Below are 14,252 nucleotides of genomic sequence, written 5' to 3' on the forward strand. Positions count from 1 at the left end.
AACCAACCCCCGGGCCCCCCCCCCCCGGGGGGGCGGGGGGGGGGGGCGGCCCCCCCCCCCCCCCCCCCCCCCGCCGCTCTGCACCGGCTTCCTCAACTACCCATAAATAAGGTCCTGTTCAGGTCTCAAGCGCCGATACGGTGACGAAACCTCGTCCCGCCCAGGTCCGGATCGGTAACGATCGGCCCGTACCGGTTGCCCAACCCGGCACAGTTCCTAGTCTGCGGACATGGCGCTCTTCAGTAGTCGTACCGGTAAACGTCCCCGTATCGTCCCCGCTCTCGACGACGACGCCCTCGCGCGCGTCCTCCGGCAGGTGAGCAAGCGCGGTGGAGGCGTCAGGCCGACGGAGGTGACTCTCGTCGCGGGGCTCCTGGAGGAGACCGGGGACAACTGGGACCGGCGCAGCCATCGGGTGTCCGTGCTGGCCGGGGAGACGGCCGAATCGGGGTCCGACCTGGCCTCGGCCTGGCTGGCCAGATCGCCGAAGAATCCCGACGCCCTGGTGTTCCACTCGTGGGTCGGCCTGACGCGCGGCCTGCGGGACAGACACCTGGAGGACGCGGGACAGCTGGTGACCCAGTGCCATCGGGCCGCGGAGCTGAACCCGGCGGATCCGCTGCCCTGGGTGGTCCTGCTCGGCATGGCCCGCGTCGAGCGGTATCCGCAGAGCGAGGTCAACGCCATCTGGCGGGAGGCCACCGGACGCGACCGCTGGCACCGCGAGGCCTATCTGCAGATGCTCGCCCATCTGTCGCCGGAGGAGGGGGGGTCGAGCGCGGCCGTCCTGGACTTCATCGATGTGGTGCGCACCCGGATACCGGCCAACGCGCCGTGCGCCGCGATCGAACTGACCGCGGCCGTCCGGCAGTACCAGGGGCTGGTGGCGCAGGGCGGTGTGCGGGCCATGACGGCCGGTCAGCTGTGGGAGGGCGGGCAGATCGCGGCCTCGCTGGAGCAGGCCGCCTCCCTCTGGGCGAAGCCGGGATTCTTCCAGCACGCGGCGGCCCAGGCGGACCTGAACGTCCTGGCGTACGCGCTGTGCGCGGCCGGCCGGGCCGTCGACGCGCACCATGTCTTCGAGGCGCTCCAGGGAGCGGTGACCCCGTGGCCGTGGAACGACGACGGGCCCGCGGTCCAGCGGTTCGAACAACACAAGGCCAAGGCGGAGCGGGGACGGCAGGGCGGCGTCAGAGGGGCCTGACGCCGCCTCACCGCGCGCACCGTCAGTCCCGCTCCCGGGCCAGGATGTCCGTGACGGCCTTCCGCAACACCGTCGCGGGGTCCGCCGCGGCCCTTTCGGAGCGCCACGCCACGAACCCGTCGGGGCGGACCAGGACCGCGCCGTCCCCGGTGACGCCGTGGGCCTGGGCCCAGTCGACGCCGTCGTCCGGCCTCAGGTCCGCGGCGGGGCCGGTACCGACCCGGTAGGCGTCGAGCGGCACCCGCAACTGCTGCGCCGTCTGTGCCGCCGCGGTGTGCCAGTCGCCGTCGCCCGACTCGCCGGTCAACAGCACCAGGGACCGCTCGTACAGGTCGAGGGTGGAGATGCGGACACCGTCGCGGTCCAGCCACAGGTGGGGGGCCCGGGTGCCCGGCTCCCCCGTCAGCTGCAGCCCCTCCGGGACGACCGGCGCCGCCGGGTCGCCGCCGACGACCGCGCCCTGCGGATAGCGGTAGCCCAGCGCCACGTTGAGGATTCCGCCCTTGGGGCCCTTGCTGCCGGCACCCGCCGCGGGCGTGTAGCCGGGGTGGCTGTGCTCGACCGAGCGGTTCGAGGCACGGGCGCTGGTCGCCTCCGCGACCGGCCGGCGCTCGGCCTCGTAGGACTCCAGCAGTCGGGGACCCGCCCAGCCGGCGTGGACGGCGGCCAGCTTCCAGGCGAGGTTGTGCGCGTCCTGGATGCCGGTGTTGGAGCCGAACGCCCCGGTGGGCGACATCTCGTGGGCCGAGTCGCCGGCGAGGAACACCCGGCGGTCGGTGTACCGCTCGGCGACCCGCTCGGCGGCGTGCCAGGCGGCCCGGCCGGTGATCTTGACGTCGAGGCCGGGCACGCCGACCGCCCGCCGGATGTGGGCGATGCACCGCTCGTCGGTGAACTCCTCGAGCGTTTCGCCGTCTTCGGGGTGCCAGGGGGCGTGGAACACCCAGTTCTCGGTGTTGTCCACGGGCAGCAGTGCCCCGTCGGCCTCCGGGTTCGTCAGGTAGCAGACGATGAACCGCCGGTCGCCGACGACGCCCGCGAGGTCGCGGGAGGAGAAGGTGACGCTCACGTTGTGGAACAGGTCGCCCGGACCGCTCTGCCGGATACCGAGCCGCTCCCGTACGGGGCTGCGCGGGCCGTCCGCGGCGACCAGGTAGTCCGCGCGGATGGTGGTGTGCTCGCCGGTCTCCCGGCTCTTGACCCGCGCCGTCACCCCGTCGTCGTCCTGGTCGAACGACATCAGCTCGGTCGCGAAGCGCAGATCGCCGCCGAGTTCGCGGGCGTGGGCCAGCAGCACCGGTTCGAGGTCGTTCTGGCTGCACTGGCACCACCCGCCGGGACTGAACCGGGCCAGTCCGCCTCCGGGGTCGATCTCCTTGAACAGCCACTCGCCGTCGCCGTCCGCCAGGCTCGGCGTCTGCATGATGCCGTGGTTGTCCGCGAGGACCGACGCGACCTCCCTGATCTGCCGCTCCACTCCGGCCACCCGGAACAGCTCCATGGTGCGCACGTTGTTGCCGCGCCCGCGCGGGTGGATCGACGTGCCCGTGTGACGTTCGACGAGCATGTGGGGCACGCCCAGACGCCCCAGGAACACGGACATGGACAGGCCCACGAGGGAGCCTCCGACGATGAGAACGGGCGTGTGGTGGCCGGTCTCGCCGGCCTCTTGCGATCGGTTCATTGAAAGTGCCTCCGGCGTCGCCCTCGACGGGCGGTGGAACAGGACGCGGCATTCATGCCCGGTACGGATCGGTTCGCGTCCCGGCGGCACCCGGTTGACGCGTGGTTCACCCACCTGCCCCGTGTGTCTCGCGCACCTCGCGGGACGCGTCGACGATCGGTTCAGGGCGAGCCCGGCCGTTTCGGCGGCGGTGCCGTTTCCGACCCCCACTGAAGAGCCTTTCGTGAAGAATGAGGAGAGGTGCGCCGGATGACCACGACGGAACGCACGACGGGACCCATGGCGGGACGCATAGCGCAGTCGGCGTTCGACGGCTCCAGGCTGCGGGTGATCCTGCTGCTCGACCTGTACGACGGGGCCCAGGAGCAGTTCCTCGAGGCTTACGAGCACATGAGCAGCAAGGTCGCGTCCATTCCCGGCCACATCCAGGACCAGCTCTGCCAGTCGATCGAGAACCCCTCGCAGTGGCTCATCACCAGCGAGTGGGAGAGCGCACTTCCGTTCCTCGCCTGGGTGAACAGCGAGGAGCACATCGAGATCGTCCGCCCGATGCACAGCTGCGTCCGCGACACCCGCTCCATGCGCTACAGCGTCCTGCGCGAGACGGAGCCGGACACCGAGGGCAAGGCGCGGTCCGGTCTGCAGGCGCAGGCCCGTGTGGGCGACGGAGTGGCCCGCCACGCGCTCACCTTCACCGTCAAGCCGGGCAGTGAGTCCAAGGTCGCGGAGCACCTGGCCGGGTACTCCTCCCCCCAGGCCCAGCTGGACGGGAACACGCGGCTGCGCCGCACCTCCGTGTTCATGCACGGCAACCGCGTGGTGCGGGCCGTGGAGGTCGAGGGCGATCTGCCGGCGGCGCTGCGCCACGTGGCCGCCCAGCCCGAGATCCGGGCGGTCGAGGAGGCCATAGACCCCCACCTGCAACAGGAGCGGGATCTGTCCGATCCCGGCTCCGCACGGGTGTTCTTCACACGGGCCGCGCTCCCCTCCGTGCACCACGTCCGTGCGGACGGCCCCGAGCCCGCCGGTCTGCGGCGGCACGCGCTGTACTACCCGGCCGTCGAGGGCCGGGGCACGGAGCTGGCCCGGTTCCTCTCCCATCAGGACGAGGCCGCGGCCGGCGCCCCGGACAACCCGGTCTTCACGAGCACCGTCTTCCAGCGCGACGACGTCGTGGTCCGCATGATCGACGTCGCCGGCGACCTCGACGCCGACCCCGGATGGGCCCTGGGCGTCAAGGGCGCGGGGAAGGCGGCGGAGCTGGAGCGGCTCCTGGACGGCGCGGCGGTCGGAGTCGACGCCCCGCTGAACTCGGAGCGCAACCTCAACCGGCTGCTGTCGCACGCCGACATGCTGCCCATCACCGACCGCAGCCCGGTGGATTCCTGACGGCAAACCGTGGTGACGCCCGTGGCCGGCCCGCCCGGACGTCCCCGCCCCACCCGGAGGTACCAACCATGTCCCAACAGCATCCACGCATCGTGGACCTGAGCGAGACGGAACCCAACAGAAGGCGTGGAGGCGATCTCAGGACCCTCCTCACCCCGGCCACGGTGGGGTCCACCAGCGGCTTCATGGGTCTGGCCGTCATCCAGCCCGGTGAGCGCATCGGCGAGCACTACCACCCGTACTCCGAGGAGTTCGTGTACGTCGTCAGCGGCGCGCTCGAGGTCGACCTGGACGGGGAGGCGTTCGCGCTGCGGGCCGAGCAGGGTCTGATGATCCCGATCGACATGCGGCACCGCTTCCGCAACGTCTCCGACGCCGAGGCCCGCATGGTCTTCCACCTGGGCCCGCTCGCCCCGCATCCGAGCCTCGGACACGTCGACACCGAGGAGAACGCCGGCTCCGAGACCGGCCCTCAGCTGACCGTGGGCGGCCCGGTCACGTCCGGGACCGGGCAGGGCCGGCCGGCCGGACGCAGTGAGGCCATAAAGTGACCCGGCGGGTGGCCGTCACCGGTATCGGGGTGGTCGCTCCGGGCGGCACCGGGGCGACGGCGTTCTGGGACCTTCTGTCGGCCGGCCGCACCGCGACCCGCGGCATCACTCTGTTCGACCCGAGCGGGCTGCGCTCGCGGATAGCGGCCGAGTGCGACTTCGACCCGTTCGGCCACGGTCTCGAACCGGACCTGTGCCAGCACGCCGACCGGTACATACAGTTCGCCGTGGTCGCCGCCGACGAGGCGGTCCGCGACTCCGGGCTCGGCCCGGGGGGCGACGACGCCTGGCGCACCGCGGTGTCACTGGGCAGCGCGGTCGGCGGCACCACCCGGCTGGAGCACGACTACGTCCAGGTCAGCGAGCACGGCTCGCGCTGGGACGTGGACCACCGGGCCGCCGACCCGAAACTGCACCTGGCGTTCCAGCCGAGCACGCTCGCCGCGGTCGTCGCCGAGCGTTTCGGCGCGCGGGGACCGGTGCAGACGGTCTCCACCGGCTGCACCTCGGGGCTGGACGCGGTCGGGTACGGCTTCCACACCATCGCCGAGGGTCGGGCCGACGTCTGCATCGCCGGGGCGTCCGACTCGCCGATCTCGCCGATCACGATGGCGTGCTTCGACGCCATCAAGGCGACGTCGCCGAACAACGACGACCCGGAGCACGCCTCCCGTCCCTTCGACGCGCACCGCGACGGCTTCGTGATGGGCGAGGGCGCGGCGGTGCTGGTCCTCGAGGAGTACGAGCACGCACGGGCCCGCGGGGCACGGATCCACTGCGAGATCAGCGGGTACGCCACCTTCGGCAACGCCTACCACATGACCGGTCTGACCACCGAGGGCCTGGAGATGGCGCGGGCCATCGACAGCACGCTCGACCAGGCCCGTCTCGACCCCACACTGATCGACTACGTCAACGCGCACGGCTCCGGCACCCGGCAGAACGACCGGCACGAGACGGCCGCGGTGAAGCGGTCCCTCGGTGCCCACGCCTACGACACACCCATGAGCTCCATCAAGTCGATGGTGGGGCACTCACTGGGCGCGATCGGCGCGATCGAGGTGGTGGCCTGCGTGCTCGCCCTGAAGCACCAGGCCGTACCGCCGACGGCGAACTACGAGACCCCCGACCCCGAGTGCGACCTGGACTACGTGCCGCGCACCGCCCGCCCGCGGAAGCTGAGGAACGTGCTCTCCGTCGGCAGCGGGTTCGGCGGCTTCCAGTCCGCGGTGCTGCTGACCGGGCCGGACGGGAGGACACCATGAGCACTCAGCGCCCCCGCAGCGCGGCCGTCACCGGCATCGGTGTGATCGCGCCCAACGGACAGCGGACCGACGCCTACTGGAAGTCCGTCAGCGAAGGCATCGGCGTACTGGACCGGATCACCCGCGAGGGCTGCGGGCACCTGCCGCTGCGGGTGGCGGGCGAGGTCCGCTCCTTCGACGCGACGGCCCTCATCGAGGACCGGTTCCTGGTCCAGACCGACCGGTTCAGCCATTTCGCGATGGCGGCTGCCGCCCTCGCCCTCGACGACGCCGGTCTCGGCAGCGGTGATCCCGCGGAGCCGTTCTCCATCGGCGTGGTCACCGCGGCCGGTTCCGGCGGCGGTGAGTTCGGGCAGCGTGAGCTGCAGAAACTCTGGGGGCAGGGCCCTCGGTTCGTCGGCCCGTACCAGTCCATCGCCTGGTTCTACGCCGCGAGCACCGGCCAGATCTCCATCCGCAGCGGTTTCAAGGGGCCGTGCGGGGTGGTGGCGAGCGACGAGGCCGGCGGCCTCGACTCGCTCGCGCACGCCGCCGGGGTGGTCCGGCGCGGCACCGACACGATGGTCGTCGGGGCCGCGGAGGCGCCGCTGGCCCCGTACTCGATGGTCTGCCAGCTCGGGTATCCCGAGATCAGCACCGCCGAGGACCCGGACCTCGCCTATCGTCCCTTCACCTCGAAGGCCTGCGGGTTCGTGCCCGCCGAGGGCGGTGCGCTGCTCGTCGTCGAGGACGAGAACCGCGCCCGCGAGCGCGGGGTGCCGGTGCGGGCCACCCTCGCCGGTCATGCCGCCACCTTCACCGGCGCCTCCCGCTGGGAGGAGTCGCGCGAGGGTCTGGCCCGTGCGATCCGCGGCGCCCTCGACGAGGCGGGCGCCGCGCCGGAGGACATCGACGTGGTGTTCGCCGACGCGATGGGAGTACCGGAGGCGGACCGCGCCGAGGCGCTGGCCATCGCCGACGCACTGGGCGCGCACGGCGGGCGGGTTCCCGTCACGGCGCCCAAGACCGGTTTCGGACGGGCCCACTGCGCGGCACCCGTGCTGGACACGGTGGCCGCGGTGCTCGCCATGGAACACGGCCAGGTGCCTCCCACGCCCAACGTGTTCGACATCTGCCACGACCTCGACCTGGTGATGTCGCACGCTCGGCCCGCCGAGCTGCGCACGGCCCTCGTCCTCAGCAGGGGACTCATGGGCTCCAACGCGGCGCTCGTCGTGCGCCGCGGCGGCGAATCCGCCCGGTAGGCCCGGGCGGGGAAGGAGCAGACACTCATGATCACCACCGAAGTCACCGTGGACGAACTGGCCGTCCTGATGAAGAAGGCGGCCGGCATCACCGTCGACCCGCAGGAGCTGAAGCAGGCCGCGGAGTCCCCCTTCGACTGCTTCGGCCTCGACTCGCTCGGCCTGCTCGGCATCGTCGGCGAGCTGGAGAACCGGTACGGCCTCTCGCTTCCTCCCGACTCGGAACGCTGCAAGTCGCCCCGGGAGTTCCTGGACCTCGTCAACAGCACCCTCAAGGCTGGAGCCTGAAAGTGGCAGGACACACCGAGAACAGCATCATCGTCGACGCTCCCTTCGACCTCGTCTGGGAGATGACCAACGACCTCGAGAACTGGCCGGACCTGTTCAGCGAGTACGCGTCGGTCGAGGTGCTCTCCCGCGAGGGCGACACCACGACGTTCCGGCTGACCATGCACCCGGACGACAACGGGAAGGTGTGGAGCTGGGTCTCCGAGCGCACCCCCGACCGGGCCCGCCGGACCGTGCGCGCCCGCCGTGTCGAGACGGGCCCGTTCGCCCACATGGACATCCTGTGGGAGTACGAACAGCTGCCGGACGGCGTCCGGATGAACTGGACGCAGGACTTCGCGATGAAGCCCGACGCGCCGGTCGACGACGCCTGGATGACGGAGAACATCAACCGCAACTCGCGCACGCAGATGGCGCTCATCCGGGACCGGATCGAGCAGGCCGCCGGCGAGCGCAGGGGCACCGCGTCCGTCACCTCCGGCTGACCGCCGACCGATCCGGAAAGGACCGTCGATGCACCACGCACTCATCGTGGCCCGTATGGCACCCGGTTCGGCCTCGCAGATCGCCGAGGTGTTCGCCGCCTCCGACCGGGGCGAACTCCCCGGCCTGATCGGGGTGAACAGGCGCCGGCTCTTCCAGTTCGGCGACGACGTGTACCTGCACCTCATCGAGTCCGAGCGGGACCCGGCGCCCGCCATCGCGAAGGTGGCCGGGCACCCCGAGTTCCGCGGCATCAGCGAACGGCTGGAGGCGTACGTCAGCCCGTACGACCCCCAGACCTGGCGCGGCCCCAAGGACGCCATGGCGCAGTGCTTCTACCACTGGGAGCGCGGCGCCGGCTCCTGAGCACCGGCCCGGAACACACCCGAGGCCGCCGGTCCCGCGTATGTCGCGGAGCCGGCGGCCTCGGGTGTGGACCCGGTCGGTGCGGTACGGATCAGCCGGGGCGGCGCACTCGACGGCGTGCGGGCAGGCGTCGACCGGCCGGACCTCGCCGATGACCGGGCCCGCGTCGGTCAGCCGGTCGATCATGCTCCGCCGGGCGTGCCCGGCACCGCCGACGCCGAGGAGCAGCAGGCCCGTGGCCGTGGTGAACCGCATCGAGGGGGTGTGGTCGACGAGGTTCCCGATGACGACGCCACGCCCGGGCGGACGACGGCGCGTACGGCGGCGGCGCAGGCCACCCCGAGGACGAGCTCCCGCAGCCGCACAGGGGGTGGGGAAGCCGGATCGACGGTCGTCATCCGTCGCCCCGCTTCTTCTCTCGTGCCGGGGAAGGGCGAGGGCGTGGTGAGGGGCGGGGCGGGGCAGCGGTGCGGCGGGGCGTTCAGCACAGTCCGGCGGGCTCGGAGAGCGTGCAGGTGTTGCCGGTGAAGGTGTGGGTCGCGGCGGTGTCCCGGTCGGCCAGGTCGGCCGGGCTGTTGCCGGTGACCAGGTTGTCGCGGACGGTGTTGCGCCCGTTGGCGGCACCCGCGAAGCCCGTGAGGATCACGAGACCGCCGGACAGCGGGGAGGTGCCCCTGTTGTTCTCGACCCGGTTGTGGGCCACGAGGGTGTCCTCGGCCCCGGTGAGGACGATGCCCGTGCCCTGCAGGAAGGGGAGCCGGGGTGTGGCGGCGCAGTGCTTGTTGTTGGCGTACAGGTGATTGTGGGTCACCCGCAGCCCGTCGGCGGCGGGCTCGGACCCGTCGCCCACCACGAACACGGCGGCACAGTTGCCGGTGGCCTCGTTGTGGGAGACGGTCAGGTTCCGCAGCCGCCGCACGGTGACGCCGACGCGGTTGCCGGCCATGCGGTTGTGGCGGATCACCGTCATCCGGGCGTCTTGGACGTCCTCCTCCGCGCCGGCGGTGTTGGAGACGAACAGTCCGGCGTCGCCGTTCTCCTCGAGCACGTTGTGGCTGAGTACGCTGCGCACCGAACGCTGCTCGGCAATGCCCCACCTGCCGTTCTTCTCGGCGGTCACGCCCTGCACCCGGAGCCGGTCGGTGCCGGTGGCCCACAGCCCGTTCCGGGTGAAGCCGCGCAGCGTCAACGAGCTCACGGTGACGTCCTCGAGCGGGGCCTTGTCCGTGCCGGTCGCGCAGATGCCGTGCCCCGCCCCGGCACAGGTGCCCCGGCCGGTGTCCGTGCCGGGCACCAGGACGGTGCGGCCGGCACCGGAACCGCGCAGGGTGACGTCCGGCGTGGTGATGTCGACACTCTCCTTGTAGGTGCCGGGCGAGAGGAGGACGGTGTCCCCCGGCTTCGCGGCGTCCACGGCCTTCTGGATCGATGCGCCGGGCTGCACCCGGTGCACGACGTGGTGTGCGGCCGAGGGGGCGGCGGCCATGCCCGACGCGAGGACGACTCCGGCGCAGGTGAGGCAGGTGAGGTGTCGTTTGGTCATGTGCCGAAGCTAGAAGGGGGTGTGACACCCCGCCACCGCTGATCCCCCAGGTGCGCCGTGACCCCGGACCGCCCGGCGCCGGCCTCGCGGGGACCTCCGGGAAGCCGCTGCCGGGCGGCGGGCGCCGGTCGTCCCGGTACTACGGCCTGCGAGACGACCGGCAGGTACGGAGGATGCCGACCGGTCTCGCGGCCGACCCCGGCGTGCCGGACCCGGTGGACGGCCGGGGCCTCGTCCACCATCAGTCCGGCCGGAGGGCCGGAAGGCCGGAAGGCCGGAAGGCCGGAAGGCCGGAAGGCCGGAAGGCCGGAAGGCCGGAAGGCCGGAAGGCCGGAAGGCCGGAAGGCCGGAAGGCCGGAAGGCCGGAAGGCCGGAAGGCCGGAAGGCACGTGCATCGGCCTGGAGCCGACCGGTGACACGTACGTCTCCGGGCACATCACCGGAGTTCGCCTCACCCGGACGGGAAGTGTCCTTCGGAAGGACAACGGAGCCCGGTCGATCAGGAACAGACGGAGCGGCGCTCTTGGTGGCGGTCCGTGCCGGGCCCGCGCAGGAAGCGGATGACCGGGTGGCCGGGGTGCCGCGTCACCTCGGCGCGGACACCGTAGACCTCCTCGATGAGGGCGGGGGTGAGTACGTCGGTGGAGCGGCCCTCGGCGAAGGCGCGGCCGTCGCGCAGGACGAGGAGCCGGTCGCAGTACATCGCGGCGAGGTCGAGGTCGTGCAGGGCGGTCGCGGTGGTGACCGGCAGACCGGCGGTCAGGTCGAGGAGGTCCAGCTGGTGCTGGATGTCGAGGTGGTTGGTCGGCTCGTCCGGCAGCAGTTCGCGCGGTTCCTGGGCGGGGGCCCGGGCGATCTGGGCCCGTGGGCGTTCGCCGCCGGAGAGGGTGTGCCACGACTGGGCGGCCCGGCCGGTCAGACGGGTTCGTTCCCGTGCGGCGGCGACGGCCCGTTCGTCGGCGACGGGCGCCAGGCTCCGGCAGTCGCCGTCTTCGTCACGGCGGGTACGGGCGCGCCGGCGCACGACATCGCGGCCGAGGCCGGTGGCGTGCTCCCGGACCGGCTCGGCCGTCCGGCGGCGGGGGACCGTCACGTGTCCTTGAGGGCGACCGCGAGGTCGGCCAAGTGGGCCGACACCGGACCGAGGGTGAGCAGCCCGCTGCCCGCGCCGGCCAGTTCGTCGGCCGCCGGGGCGAGCGCGGTGTGGGCACGTCGCATGCTGTCCCGGTCAGCGAGGGCGAGTGCCGCTCGGGCGGTGAGGCACCACAGTGCCTCCTGGAGGAGGTCGCGCGGCGGTTCGGGAGTCCCGTGCAGGGCCTCGGCGGCCTCGGCACGGCTGCCTTGTTCGATCAGCGTCAGCGGTCGGGCCCAGGGCTCGTACGGTCCCCAGTCGACGGTCCCGTCGAAGCGCGGGGGCAGGCCACGGCGCAGACGCAGGCACAGCAGCGCCAGCGGCAGCAGCCCCTGGGCGAGGCCGGGCATGCCGCAGCCGTCCAGCAGGGCGGCCGCGTCCCGGTAGGCCGCCTCCGCCTCGGGGGCTGGTGCCCGGCCGGTCGCGTCCAGCCGCAGAGCGGCGTACCACCGGGTGAACACGGCGACCAGCGGCCGTTCGTGACGCGCGGCCAGGCGGTCGGCGGCGGCCGCGTGCCGGTCGGCCGAGGGGAAGTCGCCGAGGGCGCCACGCGCCTGCAGCCGGACGAGGTGGCCGAGGATCTCGAACGTGACCAGGCCGTGCCGGGCGGAGACGTCGGTCAGCTCCCTGCCGATCGCCTCCCGGCGCGGGGCCAGCCCGGTCCGTTCGAAGGACTGCATGAAGACGGCGTTGAGCGTGAACGCCAGCAGCGCCGGATCTCCGAGACCACGGGCCAGTTGCTCGGCCTGCCGGGCGGCTTGCGGACCGCGCAGGCCGGCCGTGCCGCGCGATTCCAGGGCGATCGTCGCCAGCAACCGGGCCCTGGCGGCCTCGTGGCCCCCGGCGGGCAGGGCTGCGAGGGTGCGCTCGGCGGCCCGGACGACGTGCGCCGCCTGCTCCGGGTCGTCCGAGCGCGTCCAGATCGCCGGGACGTCGTAGGCGCCGATCACTCGGGCGGTGAGTTCGGCGTCGCCGAGTTCCTCGGCCGCCGTGACGGCCGAGACCCGGTGCTCGAGGGCGGCCGGCAGGCCGCCGCCACCGCCGGCCACCGCGAGGCCGCGCAGCAGTCCCACCGTGGATTCCAGGCGGGCCCGCGCGCTGGTGGCCACGGTGCGGTCGTACGCGGCCGCGGCCCGTTCCCACACCTGCCCCGCCGTCCCGCCGGCACCGGGGCGGGCGGGGCCGGCCTGGTGGAGGATGTCGGCCTCCAGGCCGCGCAGGCCCCCACCCGGCTCGATGCCCAGTTCCTCGGCGAGCGCGTTGCGGGCCTGCCGCAGCACGGCCAGTGCGTCGCCCTGACGTCCCGCGCGGTACAGCGCCAGGGCGAGCAGCCGCCAGGCGTGCTCCCGCCACGGGTGCTCCGTCGCGTGCACCCGCAGGTCGGCGGCCGCCCGCTCGGGGTGGCCCAGGGCCAGCAGCGCTTCGGCGCGGCGCTCGACGGCGTGCAGCCGCAGTTCGGTCAGGCGTCGGCTCTCCGCCCGAGCCCACGGCTGGTCCGCGAACTCCGCGTAGGCCGGTCCGCGCCACCGGCCGAGCGCGTCCTCCAGCCGGGAGGCCACGTCCGTGGGCGGCAGCGCCGCGGTGGCGGTGACCTCCTGCTCGAAACACCAGGCGTCCACCTCGTCCGCGGCGGCGCGCAGCGCGTACCCGGGGCCTTCGGTGACCAGCAGCCCGGCCGCAGTACGCGGAGCGCGTTCCGGTTCCAGGGCGCGGCGCAGCGCGGCGACGAACGTGCGTACCGAACCCGCCGCGTCGCCGGGCGGATCGGGCCAGAGGTCGTCGATCAGACGCCGGACGGGCACGACACGTCCCCGGGCGATGATCAGCCGCGCCAGCACCGAGCGGTGCCGGGGGCCCTTGAGGGCGACGGCCGTCCTGCCGTTCCCCTCCGCTCCGGCCTCAGCTCCTGCACCCGCGTCTGCGTCTGCGTTCCAGGCCACCACCGGTCCGAGCACACCGAAGACGACACGCACCCTTCCCCCCACTCTCTTTCCGCCGTGCGCGGTGGCCTCAGGCCGGAATGCCGCCGCAAGGCAACTGCCCGTGTGCCGTTCCCGGCTGCCGCACGACGTTGCTCATTCGCTGCTCATCCGGCGCCCACAGCATGGAAGAACCCGCTTCCCCGAGGAAAGGAGCCTGGCCATGACGCCTGTCATCGCCGGTTTCGGCCATCATCGCATTCCCGTCGCCGACGAGGTCTTCCTGCACGCGGCCGTAGGCGGCTCGGGCCCTCCCGTCGTACTGCTGCACGGTTTCCCGCAGACCCACCTCATGTGGCGGCACGTGGCCACCGACCTCGCCGCCGATCACACCGTGATCTGCCCCGACCTGCGCGGCTACGGTGCCAGCGGCAAACCGGAGGACACCGACGGCACCGTCTACGCCAAGCGGACCATGGCCGGCGACGTCATCGCCCTGGCCCGCGCCCTCGGGCACGAGCGGTTCGCGCTGGCCGGGCACGACCGCGGTGCCCTGGTGGCCTTCCGCGCCGCGCTCGACCACCCCGGTACGGTCACCCATCTGGCCTGCCTCGACGTCCTGCCGACCCTCGACATGTGGGAGGTGCTGCACGGGGTCACCGCGTCCGTCGCCTTCCACCTGTACCTGATGGCTCAGCCGCCGGGCCTGCCGGAGCGCATGATCGCTGCCGAGCCGGACGCCTTCTTCGGGCACTTCCTCGACAGTTGGGCGACCGACGACCGGGCGGTCCCGGCCGGCATCCGCGCCGCGTACCTGGCGGCCTGCCGTGCCGCGGTTCCTTCGATCGTGGCCGACTGCCGCGCCTCCGCCGGCGTCGACCTCGAACACGACCGGGTCGACCGGACCGCCGGGAACCGGCTGCGCATGCCGGTCGCGGTGCTCCAGCAGGACTGGGGCGCGGCCCTGGGCTACGACGCCGCCGCGGTCTGGCGCGCCTGGGCACCCGACCTGCGGCACACCACCGTCGCCTCCGGTCACTTCATGGCCGAGGAGGCACCCGGCGAGGTCACCGGGGCCCTGCGGGACCTGCTCGCCCGCTGAACCCGGACCGGCGGGGGCCTCTGAGCGGCGTCGCCGGGTGTCGCCTTCAGCGCGGCCGGAGGTACGACCTCCTTCGGCCGCG

General features: G+C 73.0%; 12 protein-coding genes and 2 pseudogenes. 9 read left to right on the plus strand and 5 right to left on the minus strand.

Annotation, left to right across the window (positions count from 1 at the left end):
• Nucleotides 1-229 precede the first annotated feature (229 nt).
• On the plus strand, nucleotides 230-1,204 hold the full coding sequence (locus ORI94_RS11415) for a hypothetical protein (RefSeq protein WP_266074363.1): 975 nt from the start codon (nucleotides 230-232) through the stop codon (nucleotides 1,202-1,204).
• A 22-nt stretch (nucleotides 1,205-1,226) separates the two neighbouring features.
• Here ORI94_RS11415 and ORI94_RS11420 read toward each other — a convergent pair whose 3' ends face one another.
• A complete protein-coding gene (locus tag ORI94_RS11420) occupies nucleotides 1,227-2,888 on the minus strand; it encodes an FAD-dependent oxidoreductase (protein WP_266074364.1) in 1,662 nt (553 codons plus the stop codon).
• Nucleotides 2,889-3,137: 249 nt separating this feature from the next.
• On the opposite strand from ORI94_RS11420, the gene ORI94_RS11425 reads away from it, so the two are divergent.
• The 7 genes from ORI94_RS11425 to ORI94_RS11455 all read left to right on the plus strand — a co-directional run bounded on the left by ORI94_RS11425 (nucleotide 3,138) and on the right by ORI94_RS11455 (nucleotide 8,474).
• Nucleotides 3,138-4,277 carry a SchA/CurD-like domain-containing protein gene (locus tag ORI94_RS11425; RefSeq protein WP_416237802.1) on the plus strand — a complete coding sequence of 380 codons (1,140 nt, stop codon included), beginning with the start codon at nucleotides 3,138-3,140 and terminating at the stop codon, nucleotides 4,275-4,277.
• Nucleotides 4,278-4,345: 68 nt separating this feature from the next.
• On the plus strand, nucleotides 4,346-4,828 hold the full coding sequence (locus ORI94_RS11430; RefSeq protein WP_042173706.1) for a cupin domain-containing protein: 483 nt from the start codon (nucleotides 4,346-4,348) through the stop codon (nucleotides 4,826-4,828).
• Nucleotides 4,825-6,093 carry a beta-ketoacyl-[acyl-carrier-protein] synthase family protein gene (locus ORI94_RS11435; protein WP_266074365.1) on the plus strand — a complete coding sequence of 423 codons (1,269 nt, stop codon included), beginning with the start codon at nucleotides 4,825-4,827 and terminating at the stop codon, nucleotides 6,091-6,093. Before ORI94_RS11430 ends, ORI94_RS11435 begins: the two co-directional genes overlap by 4 nt.
• The gene (locus ORI94_RS11440; protein WP_266074366.1) at nucleotides 6,090-7,337 is read left to right on the plus strand and encodes a ketosynthase chain-length factor; all 1,248 of its coding nucleotides are present in this window, start codon (nucleotides 6,090-6,092) and stop codon (nucleotides 7,335-7,337) included. Before ORI94_RS11435 ends, ORI94_RS11440 begins: the two co-directional genes overlap by 4 nt.
• Nucleotides 7,338-7,364: 27 nt before the next feature.
• Nucleotides 7,365-7,625, plus strand: a complete 261-nt coding sequence (locus tag ORI94_RS11445) for an acyl carrier protein (RefSeq protein ID WP_266074367.1) — start codon at nucleotides 7,365-7,367, stop codon at nucleotides 7,623-7,625.
• A 2-nt stretch (nucleotides 7,626-7,627) separates the two neighbouring features.
• Complete coding sequence (locus tag ORI94_RS11450; RefSeq protein WP_266074368.1) at nucleotides 7,628-8,110, plus strand: SRPBCC family protein; 483 nt, start codon at nucleotides 7,628-7,630, stop codon at nucleotides 8,108-8,110.
• A gap of 28 nt (nucleotides 8,111-8,138) precedes the next feature.
• Entirely contained in the window at nucleotides 8,139-8,474 is a 336-nt protein-coding gene (locus ORI94_RS11455; protein ID WP_266074369.1) for a TcmI family type II polyketide cyclase, read from the plus strand.
• A 93-nt stretch (nucleotides 8,475-8,567) separates the two neighbouring features.
• On the opposite strand, the pseudogene ORI94_RS11460 reads toward ORI94_RS11455, so the two are convergent.
• The 4 genes and pseudogenes from ORI94_RS11460 to ORI94_RS11475 form a co-directional block, all read right to left on the minus strand.
• Nucleotides 8,568-8,783, minus strand: a pseudogene (locus ORI94_RS11460) (methyltransferase); the annotation flags it as partial.
• 172 nt (nucleotides 8,784-8,955) lie between these two features.
• Complete coding sequence (locus tag ORI94_RS11465; RefSeq protein WP_266074370.1) at nucleotides 8,956-10,017, minus strand: right-handed parallel beta-helix repeat-containing protein; 1,062 nt, start codon at nucleotides 10,015-10,017, stop codon at nucleotides 8,956-8,958.
• Between the two features lie 499 nt (nucleotides 10,018-10,516).
• Nucleotides 10,517-11,164 (minus strand): annotated as a pseudogene (locus ORI94_RS11470) (ABC transporter ATP-binding protein); the annotation flags it as partial.
• Nucleotides 11,107-13,122: an AfsR/SARP family transcriptional regulator gene (locus ORI94_RS11475; protein WP_266074371.1), complete on the minus strand. Its 2,016-nt coding sequence runs from the start codon at nucleotides 13,120-13,122 to the stop codon at nucleotides 11,107-11,109. The gene ORI94_RS11475 and the pseudogene ORI94_RS11470, both read right to left, overlap by 58 nt.
• Nucleotides 13,123-13,291: 169 nt before the next feature.
• Between ORI94_RS11475 and ORI94_RS11480 the strand changes: the two genes are divergently transcribed.
• Nucleotides 13,292-14,170 carry an alpha/beta fold hydrolase gene (locus ORI94_RS11480; protein WP_266074372.1) on the plus strand — a complete coding sequence of 293 codons (879 nt, stop codon included), beginning with the start codon at nucleotides 13,292-13,294 and terminating at the stop codon, nucleotides 14,168-14,170.
• The last annotated feature ends 82 nt before the right edge of the window (nucleotides 14,171-14,252 follow it).

Source organism: Streptomyces sp. NEAU-W12, assembly GCF_026242095.1.
Classification (GTDB): Bacteria; Actinomycetota; Actinomycetes; order Streptomycetales; family Streptomycetaceae; genus Streptomyces.

Coding starts and splice junctions, on each gene's coding strand:
- ORI94_RS11415 (WP_266074363.1), top strand. CDS start 230: ATGGCGCTCTTCAGTAGTCGTACCGGTAAACGTCCCCGTATCGTCCCC.
- ORI94_RS11425 (WP_416237802.1), top strand. CDS start 3,138: ATGACCACGACGGAACGCACGACGGGACCCATGGCGGGACGCATAGCG.
- ORI94_RS11430 (WP_042173706.1), top strand. CDS start 4,346: ATGTCCCAACAGCATCCACGCATCGTGGACCTGAGCGAGACGGAACCC.
- ORI94_RS11440 (WP_266074366.1), top strand. CDS start 6,090: ATGAGCACTCAGCGCCCCCGCAGCGCGGCCGTCACCGGCATCGGTGTG.
- ORI94_RS11420 (WP_266074364.1), bottom strand. CDS start 2,888: ATGAACCGATCGCAAGAGGCCGGCGAGACCGGCCACCACACGCCCGTT.
- ORI94_RS11480 (WP_266074372.1), top strand. CDS start 13,292: ATGACGCCTGTCATCGCCGGTTTCGGCCATCATCGCATTCCCGTCGCC.
- ORI94_RS11455 (WP_266074369.1), top strand. CDS start 8,139: ATGCACCACGCACTCATCGTGGCCCGTATGGCACCCGGTTCGGCCTCG.
- ORI94_RS11445 (WP_266074367.1), top strand. CDS start 7,365: ATGATCACCACCGAAGTCACCGTGGACGAACTGGCCGTCCTGATGAAG.
- ORI94_RS11465 (WP_266074370.1), bottom strand. CDS start 10,017: ATGACCAAACGACACCTCACCTGCCTCACCTGCGCCGGAGTCGTCCTC.